This window comes from Albimonas sp. (genome assembly GCF_055129145.1).
This window is the reverse complement of record NZ_JBSRTQ010000135.1, coordinates 1-11413: the sequence shown is the minus strand read 5'-3', so window position 1 is coordinate 11413 and position 11413 is coordinate 1. Positions and strand designations below refer to the sequence as shown.

Here is an 11413-nt window from a genome sequence, read left to right as displayed (position 1 = left end):
TCAAGCGTTGACGCCGCCCCAGATCGCCTCGGCGGTCTTCACCACCAGCTCCAGCTTGCGGCGCTGGTCGTCGACGGTGATGTCGTTGCCTTCCTCGGTCGAGGCGAAGCCGCATTGCGGGGCGATGCCCAGCTGGTCGATGTCGGCGAATTTCGACGCCGCCTCGAACTGGCGCTTGAGATCGTCGAGGTTCTCCAGTCCGCCGGTCTTCGTGGTGATGAACCCCGGCAGAACCCGCTGCTTGCCCTTGGCGAGCAGCCGCAGCGGCTCGAGCCCGCCGGCCCGCTCGGTGTCGTATTCCATGAAGAAGATGTCGACGCCGGTCTTGTTGAACACCGCGTCCGCCGCGGGGTCGTAGGCCCCCTCCGCCGCATGGGTGGAGCGGAAATTGCCCCGGCACATGTGCATCCCGATCAGCATGTCGGCGGGGCGGTCCTTGATCGCCTCATGCATCATCCAGGCGTAGCGGTCGATCAGCCAGTCCGGGTCCTGCCCGTCGGCTTCGCGCGCCGCGCGATGCTTGGGATCGCAGAGATAGGCGAAGAAGATGTCGTCCATCTGCAGATAGCGGCAGCCGGCCGCGTAGAACGACGCGACGGCCTTCTTGTAGACGCCGGCCAGCGCCTCGAACAGCGCCTGCGGGTCCTTGTATTCGGGCGGGTGGATGTCGGCGACCGCGGTGCGAAAATGGCAGCAGGAGGGCCCAGGGATCGAGATCTTCGGCGTCACCTTCGTGTTCGCCGCGACGAACTTGAAATGCTCCAGCATCGGGTGATCTTCGGGGAAATCGAGCTTGCCCTTGATGCAAGGAAAAATCGGGCGGAGCTTCACGCCCGCGAAAGCCACGCCCTCGTCCCGCTCCTCCAGGTCGAAGCCGTCGAGCGCGCCGATGAAGTCGTAATGCCAGAACGACCGGCGGCATTCGCCGTCGGTCACCGCCATCAGGCCCGCCTCCTCCTGCATCCGGATCGAGTCGCGGATGGCCGCGTCCTCGGCCTCGCGCAGCGCTTCGACGGGGAGGGTCTTGTCCTCGTAAAACCCCTTGCGCGCGGCCTTCACCGCAGCGTTGCGCAGCAGGCTTCCGACATGGTCGGCGCGGTAGGGCGGGGGGGCGATCTGGTCCTGCGGCATGGCGCATCCTCCTCGGGGCGTGTCGGGCTCGGGTCGTATGGGGGGCCTGTTGATCCGGGCCCTGCGTCCGTCATCGGGGGCGACTGTAGGCGCAAGCGCCGGCTCCGTTCCAGCCCCGTGACCGCGCCCGGGTGGGAAGGTGGGCTATCGGCGTGGTCAGATGACCTCCTCCTCCACCAGCGGCCGGTTTTCGATGAGCCGCTCCCAGCCCAGCGGGGAAAGGTCGAGGCTGCGATAGGCCCCGAAGGCGATCAGCTCCGCCACGCCGCGCCCGACGCCCGGCGCATGCTGCAGCCCGTGGCCGGAGAAGCCGGCGGCGTGGATCAGGTTCGCCACGTCGGGATGCGCGCCGACCACGCCGTTGCGATCGAAGCGGTTCCACTCATAGTGCCCAGCCCAGAACCGGCGCAGGCGGATCGTCTCGAACGCCTCCGACCGCGCGGCGAGCGCCGGCCAGACGATGTCCTCGAACTCCTGGTGGCGCGGCTCGAAATCGTCGGGGGGCACGCGCGGGTCCTCCGCTGGGGCGGCGCCGGCGAGGAAGCCGGTCCCCTCGGGGCGGCAGAACACGCCCGACGGGTCGATCATCAGCGGAAGCGCGCCCACGGGCGGCGCGGCGCAGTCGAAAACGAAGAGCGTGCGCTTGCGCGGCTCCACCGGCAGGTCGAGCCCGGCCCAGGCCGCCACGCCCCCCGCCCGCGGGCCCGCGGCGTTGACCGCGACCCCGCAGGCGAGCCGTCCGCCCGACGCAAGGCGCACCCCCGTCACCCGGCCCCCCGCCATGTCGAAGCCCACCGCCTCGTCGCGGATCACCCGGGCGCCGGCGGCGCGGGCGGCGCGCAGCATCGCGCCATGCAGGCCCATGTTGTCGAACCAGCCCTCTCCCGACAGGCCGAGGCTCGCCAGCCGCACATCGTCGGCCCGCAGATGGGGAAAGCGCGCGGCGACCTCCGGCCCCGACAGCAGCGCCACGTCGGCCCCGGCCCGAAGCTGGGCCGCGTGGGTTGCGCGCATCGCGGCCTCTTGCCGCGCCGTGGCGGCGAGGAACAGGTAGCCCTGCTCATGGAACCCCGGATCGGGGCGCGAGGGCCCGTCGGCGAAAAGGTCGGGGAAGGCGCGCAGCACCTCCACCCCATAGGCCGACAGCGCGATGTTCACCGGGGTCGAGAACTGGGCCCGGATCCCGCCCGCGTTCAGCGCCACGGAGGCGTGGGCGTAGCTCGCGTCGCGCTCGATCACCGCCACCCGGCCCTCGAAGCCCGCCAGCACGCACAGGCCCCAGGCCACCGCCGCGCCCACCGCGCCGCCGCCGACGATGGCGACGTCGACGCCGGCAGGATCAGGCCCCCCCGAAGAATCGCGGGGGGCGGCGTCGGGCGCGGATGGGGATGCGGACATGAAACCTCCCGAGGGCGGGTTGCCGGGGATGCCGGGCTGCGGGCATGATCGTCCGGCGCGGGGGCGCATCGCAAGGGGAGGCGATATCATGGGGGTTCGGGCCACCGATCCGGAATTCTGGGGTCTTGTGCGCGTGGGGGCGGCGGCGCGGCCGGTCTGCTCCGGCTTCGTGTTCACCGAGGGGCCGGTCTGGCACCCGCTGGACCGCGTGCTGATCTTCTCCGACATCAAGGGCGACGCGCGCTATCGCTGGCGCGACGGCTCGGAGGTGCGGCGCATGCTCGCCCCGACCCGGCAGGCCAACGGGCTGACGCTCGACGCCGACCTGAACCTGATCGCCTGCGAGCATCTCAGCTCGGTCGTCGCCCGGTTCCGGACGGATGGCGCGCGCGAGGTGCTGGCGAGCCATTTCGAGGGGAAGGAGCTGAATTCCCCCAACGACGTGGTCTGCGGGCGGGATGGGGCGATCTGGTTCACCGATCCGACCTATGGGCGCACGCCGCCCTTCGGCGACGGACGGGAGACGGAACTGGATTTCCGCGGCGTCTACCGCCTGCGCCCCGGCCACCAGCCCGGCGAGGAACCGGAGCTGGTCGTGCCGCGCGACATGTTCCTGCAGCCCAACGGGCTGTGCTTTTCGCCCGACGAGGCGTGGCTCTATGTCGACGACACCGTGGCGGGGACCATCCGCCGCTTCGCCGTCAACGCGGACGGGCTGGGGCCGGGAGAGCTTTTCGCGGCCCGCATCGTCGAGCCGGAGGGCCGGCCGGGCGCGCCCGACGGCATGAAATGCGACGAGGTCGGAAATGTCTGGCTGACCGGCCCTGGCGGGGTCTGGGTCTACGCCGCCGACGGGCGCAAGCTGGGCGAGATCGACTGCCCGGAGCCCGCGGCCAATCTCGCCTGGGGGGGGGAGGATGGGCGGATGCTCTACCTGACCGCCCGGACCTCGGTCTACGCGATCGAGACGTTGGTCCGCGCGCATGAGGAGCCGTTCATGGTCGGGCGCAGGGGGTAGGGGACCGGGGCCGACGCGGCTGGCCGCATCAGGGTTAAGACGCGGCGGCGCCACCGTTTTCAATCCGGCGTTAACGCGCCGGAGCGCATCTTCGGGGGCGGACCGGAGGGATGGCGCATGACACGTTGGCAAAGGATTCGGCTGGATATGGTGCTGGCGACGGCGCGCCTTCTGGGGGTGCCGTTGCGGCTCCACGATGCGCCCCCGGCCGAGGGCGCCGGCGCCGCGGGACGCACGTCAGGCAGCGGCAAGCCGCGGGCGGGAAAGGGCCATTTCGGCAAGGAGCGGCGACAACTCGGCCGGGTGGTCAGCTTTCGCAAGCCGGGGGAGCCGGGGGAGCCGGAAGAGGCGTTGTCGATCGAGGACATTCTGCGCAAGGCGTGAGCCGTCGGCCGCGACGACCGGACCGCCGCGGGGAGGCCGCCCGGGCCCGTCCTCGCGATCGGGAACTGGCGGAAACCGTGGGCGCTTCGTCGTTTCCGCCGCCGCGCCGGCATGCGATCATCGGGGCGTCGATCTCGACCGGAGGCGCCCCATGCTCGAACTTCGTCCCAACTGCCAGCGCTGCGACCGCGATCTGCCGCCCCATGACGCGGCGGCGCGGATCTGCTCCTATGAGTGCACCTATTGCGCCGATTGCGTGGACGGCCCGCTGCGCAATGTCTGCCCGACCTGCGGCGGCGGCTTCGCGCCCCGTCCCCTGCGCCCGGCCCGCGCCTGGCGGCCGGAGCTGAAGCTGGGGCTGGCGAACCATCCGCCCTCGGACCAGCGCCGGGCGATGAAATTCACGCCCGAGGACGTCGCGGCCCATGTGGCGCGCCTCGCCGACATCGCGCCCGAAGACCGCTGAAACGAAGGCCGCTGAAACGACGAAGGCCCCGGCGTCTTGCCGGGGCCTTCGCATGCGTGATGCAAAGCAAAAGAATCAGACCGAGGTCACGCCGCCGTCGATGGCGATGGTCTGGCCGGTCATGAAGCCGTTGTCGGGCGCGGCGGCCCAGACGATGGCCTGGGCGATCTCCTCGGGCTCTCCCAGCCGGCGCATCGGCACGCCGCGGGCGATCCAGGCGGCGGCGGCCTCACGCTCGAGCCCGCGTTCCGCCACCACGTTGTCGATGTCGAACTCGACCATCGGGGTGCGGGCATAGGCGGGGCAGATGGCGTTGCAGCGGATGCCGCGCCGGGCGTTCTCGGCCGCCGCGGTCTTCGTCAGGCCCACCACCCCGTGCTTGGCCGCCGCATAGACGCCGAGCTGCGGCGCCCCGGCGATGCCGGCGAGGGAGGCGATGTTGACGATGGCCCCGCCGCGACCGCCCTTGCGGGTGTCCATCGCCGGGATCTGGGCGCGCATCGCATGCCAGACGCCCATCAGGTCGATGTTGATGACCCGAAGCGCATCCTCAGGCGAGATGTCCTCCAGCCGGGCCCGCGCATGCACGATCCCGGCATTGTTCACCGCCACATCCAGCCCGCCGAACTCTTTCAGCGCGCAGGCCACCAGCGTCTCGTGCAGCGCCGGATCCCCCACATCGCCGGGAATGCCCTTCGCAGGGCTCCCCAGCGAGGCCGCGAACCCCGCCACATCGCGCGAGGGATGGTCGGAGAGCACCAGCGAGGCGCCCTCCGCCGCGAACATCTTCGCCGCGATCGACCCGAAACCGCCGGTGGCGCCGGTGATCAGGACGGTCTTGCCTTCGAACCGGCTCACCCCGCCTTCTCCGTCGCCTTCAGCGCATGCGCGGCCAGCGGCCGGACCGAGCGGCCGGAGCGGAGCGCCTTGTCGGGGTTGGACGCGTTCCCGTCGAGCCCGCGCTTGTAGACGCCCTGCATGATCGCCGCGAGACGGAAATGCGAGAAGGCGATGTAGTATTCCCAATTGTCGATCTGGGGGATCCCGCGCCGCTCGCAGTATTTCGCCACATAGGCCGCCTCGTCCGGCAGCCCGTCCGACGCATCGCGGGGATGACCGCCCAAACCGCGGAACCCCTCGCCGTCCGGCATCCGCCAGTTGGCGCACTGGTAGCCGAGATCGGCGTAGGGATGGCCGACCGTGCACAGCTCCCAGTCCAGAACCGCGATCAGCTTCGGCTCGGTCTTGTGGAACATCACGTTGTCGAGCCGATAGTCGCCATGCACCAGGGTGGCGATGCCGTCGTCGGCCGGCTCGTTCTCGGCCAGCCACTCCATCAGGGCGTCCATCTCGGGGATGGTTTCGGTCTCCGACGCCTTGTACTGGCTCGACCAGCGCTTGTACTGGCGGGCGAAATAGGTGCCGGGGCGGCCGAAATCCTCAAGCCCGACGGCCTTGTAGTCGACGTCGTGCAGGGCGGCGAGCGCCTTGTTCATCTCGTCATAGATTTTCGCGCGCTCGGCGGGCGCGAACTGGGGCAGGGGCGCCTCCCACAGCACGCGGCCGTCGAGGAACTCCATGATGTAGAACTGCCGGCCGAGCGGGCTGCGCTCATCATCCGGGGCCAGGTGGAACATCCGGGGCACCGGCACGTCGGTCTTGGCGAGCGCGGCCATCACCCGGTATTCGCGGTCGACCTGATGGGCCGACTTCAGCAGCTCCCCCGGCGGCTTCGCGCGCATCACGTAGGATCCGCTCTCCGCGTCCACCCGAAACGTGGGATTCGACTGGCCATCCGAGAACTTGTGCAGGCCCTTCAGGCCCTTGAAGCCTTCGACATGCTCTTCCAGATAGGGGGCGAGCTTCGCCTCGTCGACCTGGGCGGCGGCGTGGGCCTCGCTCATTTCTCGTCTCCCATCACGGTGTAGCCGCGCGTGGTCGCGACCAGCGCGGGCTTGTGACCGTCGGCCAGCTCCTGCCCCTCGATCTCCACCTTCACATCATAGGCGGTGACCACGGCGCCGTCCTTCACCTGCACGTCCGACAGCATGTAGCGGCCGCGCACGCGGGATCCGACGGGGACGGGGGCCACGAAGCGGGCCTTGTCGACGCCGTAGTTGTAGCCCATCACCGCGCCCTTCAACTTGGGCGTGGTCTTGTAGGAGAAGCCGGCCAGCAGGCTCAGCGTGTAGAACCCGTGCGCGATGGTCCCGGCGAGCCCGCCTTCCTCCCGCGCGCGCTTGGGGTTCACATGGATGTAGTTGCGGTCGTCCGTGGCCACCGCGAAGGCGTCCACCGCCTCCTGGGTGACGTCGTGCCAGGGGGAGACGCCGATCTCCTGCCCGACATGGCTCTTGAATTCGTCGACGGTCCATTCGGGCACGTCGCGCTCGCGGGGATCGTAGTCCTCGACGCCATTCTCGGTGATCATAGGTCTTTCGCCTTGTCCCAGAGGTCGCCGCCGGTGACCACGCCCGTGCCGCCGTCCAGCGGCAGGATGCAGCCGGTGACGTAAGCCCCGGCCTTGGAGCACAGGAAGAGCGAGGCGCCCGCGATGTCGGTCGGAATGCCGATGCGGCCCAAAGGCACGTCGGAGCCGACGGCGCTGGCCTTCTCGTCGGTGCCGGTCGCGAAGGCGGTCATCTTCGACTCGAACGGACCGGGCGCGAAGGCGTTGAAGGTGATCCGGCGATGGGCGCATTCCTTGGCCAGGATCCGGGTCAGGTGATGCACCGCGGCCTTGGAGGCGGAGTAGGAATAGGACCCGTCGCCCATCGGCCAGTGCCCCATGACCGAGCCGAGGTTGACCACCCGGGCGGGATCCGCGTCGGTCGCCGCGGCGTCGAGCAGCGGGAACAGCCGGCGGGTCATCTCGAACAGGCCCGCGACGTTGACGTTCATCACCTTCTGCCAGGCGGCGTAGGGGAAGGTGTCGAGCTCGGCGCCCCAGGCGACGCCGGCGTTGTTGAACAGGATATGCAGCTTGTCGGTGCGCTGCCCGACGGCCTGGGCGAGGTCGTCGCAGCCGGCTTCCGAGCCCACGTCGCCCGCGAAACCCTCGGCGGAGCCCGCGGGGTTCATGGCGTTGATTTCAGCCGCGGCGCGTTCGCATTCCGCGCCCTTGCGCGAGGCGATGAGGACGCGGGCGCCGCCCATGGCCAGCGCCTCCGCGATCATGCGCCCGATGCCGGTCGCGCCTCCCGTGACGAGCGCGGTCTTCCCCGCGACGCCGAACAGGTCGTCGAGATAGCTCAACTCGATCCTCCCCGATTGTCTCGCCGATCTGATGTCCGGCGTTGACGACATACCCGACAGTATGTAGTGTCCGACAGATGAGCGCAACCCCGCATACCGGACCCGAAAGTCCGGGCGAATACGAGGCCGAAGATGGCCGCGGGGAGGGCGTGGAGACCGCCTTCGCCAGGGGGCTCGCCGCCGGCGACGCCGCCGACGAAGCGCCGCTCTCCGCCCCGTCGCTCCCGCCCGTCGCCCCGCGTCCGGGGGAGCGCGGCGCCGCCCAGGAAGAGGTGCTGACCGCCGCCGCCCAGGCCTTCATGGAACGGGGCTTCGCAGCCACCTCCATCGACGACGTGGCCCGGGTGATGAACGCCACCAAGGGCCGCGTTTACCATTATTACCGCTCCAAGCTGGAGCTTTTCAACGACGTCACCCGTCGCTCGCTGGAAATGATCCATGCCGAGGTCGCGAAGGCCGAAGCCGCCGGCGGCGATCCCGATCAGCGGATGGAGCGGATGGTCCGCACCCATGCCGGCCTGATCCTGCGCGACCGCGCCTTCCACCGCACCGCCCTGCAGGGGGTGGAGCTGCATCTGCGCATCGCCGCAAGCCAGGACCAGCGCGCCGCCGTCGCCGATCTGGTCAGCCTGCGCGACGCGCATGAGCGCCTGTTCGTGCGGGTGCTGGCCGAAGGCGTCGCCGGCGACCGCTTCCGCCCCTGCGACGTGAAAGTGACCGTGCGCACCCTGCTGCCGGCGCTCAACGGCCCCGTCTTCTGGTATCGTCCCCGCGACGGAGAGACCGACGAAGACCGCGCCGCCATCGTCGACCAGATCACCGCCTTCGCGATGGGCGGGCTGAGGCTTCGCCCCTAGGCGGCCCCGCCTGCCATCGCCCCGAAAAGCCCGGCCACACGGGCGCCGACCAACCCCGGAGGAGACCCCGATGAACATGAACATCAAGCCGGAACTGCAGAGCATGGCGCTCGGCATGTCCGAGCGCGTGATCCCGATCCACGCGGCCGTCAAGAAGATGATGGAAGAGCACGTCTTCCCCGCCGCGGCGAAGTTCGAGGAGGCCCATGCCCAGGCCCCGACGCCCTGGACCTATACCGACGAGATGCTCGCCATCATCAACGGTCTGAAGGACGAGGCCCGCAAGCGGAACCTGTGGAACTTCTGGCTGACCGACTCCAAGGCGGGCTACGGCCTGTCGACGGTCGAATACGCCTATCTCGCCGAAGAGATGGGCAAGTCGCCGCTGGGGGCCGAGACCTTCAACTGCGCCGCCCCCGACACCGGCAACATGGAGGTGCTGGAGCGTTACGGCGCCCAGGCCCACAAGGACCGCTGGCTGAAGCCGCTGCTCGCGGGCGAGATCCGCTCGGCCTTCCTGATGACCGAGCCGCAGGTGGCGTCCTCGGACGCGACCAACGTCTCGATGAGCTGCGTGCTCGACGGCGACGAGTATGTGCTGAACGGCGAGAAGTGGTGGTCCTCGGGCGCCGGCGACCCGCGCTGCAACCTCTACATCACCATGGTCCGCACGCCGTCCGATGACCGGCCGCGCCACCGCCAGCACTCCCAGATCCTGGTCGACCCCGCGACGCCCGGCATCACCAAGCTGCGCGCCATGCAGGTCTTCGGCAACCCCGACGCGCCCCACGGCCATTTCCACCTGAAGTTCGAGAACGTCCGCGTCCCGAAGGAGAACCTGCTGGTCGCCGAGGGCGCGGGCTTCGAGATCTCCCAGGGCCGCCTCGGGCCGGGCCGCATCCATCACTGCATGCGCGCCATCGGCATGGCCGAACGGGCGCTGGAGCTGATGATCAAGCGGTCGATGGACCGGACCGCCTTCGGCAAGCCGCTTTACCAGCTGGGCGCCAACTACGACATCATCGCCAACAGCCGCATCAAGATCGAGCAGGCCCGCCTGCTCTGCCTGAAGGCGGCTTGGATGATGGACCAGGGCGACCCGCGTCAGGCGGCGCCGTGGATCTCGATGATCAAGGTGGCCGCGCCGATCATGGCGGCCGAGATCATCGACGAGGCGATCCAGATGCACGGCGCCGGCGGCATCTCCCAGGATTTCCCGCTGGCCGAGATGTACACCCATGTCCGCACCCTGCGGCTGGCCGACGGCCCGGACGCGGTGCACCGCCGCCAGGTCGCGCGGCGCGAGCTGCGCCAGTACACCCAGGAAAGCGTCTGAGCCGGAGCGACGGCCCGGGACCTCGGGCCGTCGCAAGGTCTGGTTAACCATTCCCGGCTAGACCCGTTCCGCCGAGGGGCGGGTCCGGCCGCGGGACGCCTCCCTCGGCCGGGCCTCGCGCCCGGTTGAAGCAGGGGGACGGCCCGCAGGATCCTGCATGCGGCGCGGTTCCCCGGAACCGCGCCGTTTTCGCGTCCGCGTCCTGCGGGGCCCTCCCGACCGCCTCCGCCCTGGGCGCGCGCGGGGGCGCCGCCTGGCTGCGGCCGCGCGGCGGGGTCGAGGATGCGACGCGCGATGCCCGATGCCGCCAACCCGCCCGACCGTCTCGGCGACGGCCCGACCGACGCAGACCCGACGAGGGGGCGCGGTCCGGACGCTGCCGCAAGCTCCGAAGGGGGCTTCTTCGGCCTGCCCCTGGAGTTCGGCGACGGCGACGGCGGGGCGGCGCCGATTCCCGCGCGCATGTCCGCCATCGTCTGCCGCGATGCCGGTCCGGTCGTCGAGCCCGCCTTCCCGATGCCGCAGACCATGGCCCCGCATGCGCGCCTCGCCCGCTTGCCGACGCCGACGCCCCAGCATGGTCAGGCGCTGATCCAGGTGGGGCTGGCGGGGGTCAACCGCTCGGATTTCCTCAACATGCTCGGCGTTTACCGTCGGCCCCGGTTCCCCGATCGGCCGCTGGGATTCGAAGGGATGGGCCAGGTCGTCGACGGGGTCGGGCCCCAGGCGCGGGCGCTGATCGGCGCCCGCGTGTCCTTCGCCTGCGCGCCCGACGGCGGCGCCTGGGCGCAATACGCCGTCGCCGACGCCGCCATGTGCCTGCCGGTGCGCGACGACATCGCGGATGAGGATGCGGCCGTCCTGCAGCTCAACCCCCTGACCGCCATGGCCTTGTTCGAGATGGTGCGCGCGTCGGGCGCCGGCGCCGCGGTGATCGCCGCCGGATCCGGCTATACTGGGCGGCTGATGCTCGACCTCGCGCGGGAATCGGGCGTGCGGCTGATCGCCATGGCGCGCCGCCCCGACCAGGTCGCGCGGCTGGAGCGTGCGGGCGGCATGGAGGTGATCGACGTCTCCGCCCCCGACTGGCCGGCGCGCTTCGCCGAGATCTCGGACCGCCTGCAGCCGCGGCTGCTGCTCGACGCGGTGGGGGATCAGCCGGTGGCGGATGCGTTTTCGGCGATGCCGCGGGGGGCGCGCTGGATCTGCTACGGCAAGATCTCGCCGGAGACGCCGCGGCTGATGCGCATGGGCGACATGATCTACATGGGCAAGCGGATCGAGGGGTTCTGGCTGGCGCGCTGGCTGCGCGAATCCCCCGCCCAGACCCGCGGCCGGGTGGCGGCGGAGGTGCAGGCCCGCTTCGCCGATCGCCGTTGGCGGGGGGAGGTCGAGACGGTGCTGAGCCTGGAGCAGGCGATGGACCGCCTGCCGATCACGGTCGCCGAAACCCGCGGCAGGGTCCTGCTGCGCCCGTGATCCGCGCGGCGTCTCCCGGCCCGGCGCATGGCCGCGCCCGAGCCTCCGCGCGGCCCTGTGCCCGGGGCGCCGCGCCTCGCCGCAGTCCG

12 protein-coding genes are annotated in these 11413 nt (G+C 70.6%); 6 read left to right on the top strand and 6 right to left on the bottom strand.

Annotated features, from left to right (window positions below):
• Together ACTB72_RS17215 and ACTB72_RS17210 are read right to left on the bottom strand one after the other, a co-directional pair.
• Nucleotides 1–1131 carry a 5-methyltetrahydropteroyltriglutamate--homocysteine S-methyltransferase gene (locus ACTB72_RS17215; protein WP_463038244.1) on the bottom strand — a complete coding sequence of 377 codons (1131 nt, stop codon included), beginning with the start codon at nucleotides 1129–1131 and terminating at the stop codon, nucleotides 1–3.
• 156 nt (nucleotides 1132–1287) lie between these two features.
• Nucleotides 1288–2529, bottom strand: a complete 1242-nt coding sequence (locus ACTB72_RS17210) for an NAD(P)/FAD-dependent oxidoreductase (RefSeq protein WP_463038243.1) — start codon at nucleotides 2527–2529, stop codon at nucleotides 1288–1290.
• Between the two features lie 88 nt (nucleotides 2530–2617).
• On the opposite strand from ACTB72_RS17210, the gene ACTB72_RS17205 reads away from it, so the two are divergent.
• The 3 genes from ACTB72_RS17205 (at nucleotide 2618) to ACTB72_RS17195 (ending at nucleotide 4397) form a co-directional block, all read left to right on the top strand.
• The gene (locus ACTB72_RS17205; RefSeq protein ID WP_463038242.1) at nucleotides 2618–3547 is read left to right on the top strand and encodes an SMP-30/gluconolactonase/LRE family protein; all 930 of its coding nucleotides are present in this window, start codon (nucleotides 2618–2620) and stop codon (nucleotides 3545–3547) included.
• A gap of 117 nt (nucleotides 3548–3664) precedes the next feature.
• Nucleotides 3665–3931: a hypothetical protein gene (locus tag ACTB72_RS17200; protein WP_463038241.1), complete on the top strand. Its 267-nt coding sequence runs from the start codon at nucleotides 3665–3667 to the stop codon at nucleotides 3929–3931.
• Nucleotides 3932–4082: 151 nt separating this feature from the next.
• Complete coding sequence (locus ACTB72_RS17195) at nucleotides 4083–4397, top strand: DUF1272 domain-containing protein (RefSeq protein ID WP_463038240.1); 315 nt, start codon at nucleotides 4083–4085, stop codon at nucleotides 4395–4397.
• A gap of 75 nt (nucleotides 4398–4472) precedes the next feature.
• On the opposite strand, the gene ACTB72_RS17190 is transcribed toward ACTB72_RS17195, so the two are convergent.
• From ACTB72_RS17190 to ACTB72_RS17175, 4 genes are read right to left on the bottom strand one after another with little or no spacing between them, the layout of a single operon-like run.
• Nucleotides 4473–5255 (bottom strand): SDR family NAD(P)-dependent oxidoreductase, encoded by a 783-nt coding sequence (locus ACTB72_RS17190; protein WP_463038239.1) that lies wholly within the window; start codon nucleotides 5253–5255, stop codon nucleotides 4473–4475.
• Nucleotides 5252–6301, bottom strand: a complete 1050-nt coding sequence (locus tag ACTB72_RS17185; RefSeq protein WP_463038238.1) for a phosphotransferase — start codon at nucleotides 6299–6301, stop codon at nucleotides 5252–5254. The genes ACTB72_RS17190 and ACTB72_RS17185 overlap by 4 nt, the downstream gene beginning before the upstream one ends.
• On the bottom strand, nucleotides 6298–6828 hold the full coding sequence (locus ACTB72_RS17180) for a MaoC family dehydratase (RefSeq protein ID WP_463038237.1): 531 nt from the start codon (nucleotides 6826–6828) through the stop codon (nucleotides 6298–6300). The genes ACTB72_RS17185 and ACTB72_RS17180 overlap by 4 nt, the downstream gene beginning before the upstream one ends.
• Nucleotides 6825–7652, bottom strand: a complete 828-nt coding sequence (locus ACTB72_RS17175) for an SDR family oxidoreductase (protein ID WP_463038236.1) — start codon at nucleotides 7650–7652, stop codon at nucleotides 6825–6827. Before ACTB72_RS17175 ends, ACTB72_RS17180 begins: the two co-directional genes overlap by 4 nt.
• 77 nt (nucleotides 7653–7729) lie before the next feature.
• Here ACTB72_RS17175 and ACTB72_RS17170 point away from each other — a divergent pair, with 77 nt between their 5' ends.
• The 3 genes from ACTB72_RS17170 to ACTB72_RS17160 all read left to right on the top strand — a co-directional run bounded on the left by ACTB72_RS17170 (nucleotide 7730) and on the right by ACTB72_RS17160 (nucleotide 11324).
• Nucleotides 7730–8509, top strand: a complete 780-nt coding sequence (locus ACTB72_RS17170) for a TetR family transcriptional regulator (RefSeq protein WP_463038235.1) — start codon at nucleotides 7730–7732, stop codon at nucleotides 8507–8509.
• Nucleotides 8510–8579: 70 nt separating this feature from the next.
• Nucleotides 8580–9845, top strand: coding sequence for an acyl-CoA dehydrogenase family protein (locus ACTB72_RS17165; RefSeq protein WP_463038234.1), 1266 nt, complete (start codon nucleotides 8580–8582; stop codon nucleotides 9843–9845).
• 294 nt (nucleotides 9846–10139) lie between these two features.
• Nucleotides 10140–11324: a zinc-binding dehydrogenase gene (locus ACTB72_RS17160; protein ID WP_463038233.1), complete on the top strand. Its 1185-nt coding sequence runs from the start codon at nucleotides 10140–10142 to the stop codon at nucleotides 11322–11324.
• The last annotated feature ends 89 nt before the right edge of the window (nucleotides 11325–11413 follow it).

Bases quoted from the DNA above. Each gene is read 5' to 3' on its own strand.
- ACTB72_RS17205 (WP_463038242.1), top strand. From the start codon at position 2,618: ATGGGGGTTCGGGCCACCGATCCGGAATTCTGGGGTCTTGTGCGCGTG.
- ACTB72_RS17200 (WP_463038241.1), top strand. From the start codon at position 3,665: ATGACACGTTGGCAAAGGATTCGGCTGGATATGGTGCTGGCGACGGCG.
- ACTB72_RS17160 (WP_463038233.1), top strand. From the start codon at position 10,140: ATGCCCGATGCCGCCAACCCGCCCGACCGTCTCGGCGACGGCCCGACC.
- ACTB72_RS17165 (WP_463038234.1), top strand. From the start codon at position 8,580: ATGAACATGAACATCAAGCCGGAACTGCAGAGCATGGCGCTCGGCATG.
- ACTB72_RS17195 (WP_463038240.1), top strand. From the start codon at position 4,083: ATGCTCGAACTTCGTCCCAACTGCCAGCGCTGCGACCGCGATCTGCCG.
- ACTB72_RS17170 (WP_463038235.1), top strand. From the start codon at position 7,730: ATGAGCGCAACCCCGCATACCGGACCCGAAAGTCCGGGCGAATACGAG.
- ACTB72_RS17210 (WP_463038243.1), bottom strand. From the start codon at position 2,529: ATGTCCGCATCCCCATCCGCGCCCGACGCCGCCCCCCGCGATTCTTCG.
- ACTB72_RS17215 (WP_463038244.1), bottom strand. From the start codon at position 1,131: ATGCCGCAGGACCAGATCGCCCCCCCGCCCTACCGCGCCGACCATGTC.
- ACTB72_RS17185 (WP_463038238.1), bottom strand. From the start codon at position 6,301: ATGAGCGAGGCCCACGCCGCCGCCCAGGTCGACGAGGCGAAGCTCGCC.
- ACTB72_RS17180 (WP_463038237.1), bottom strand. From the start codon at position 6,828: ATGATCACCGAGAATGGCGTCGAGGACTACGATCCCCGCGAGCGCGAC.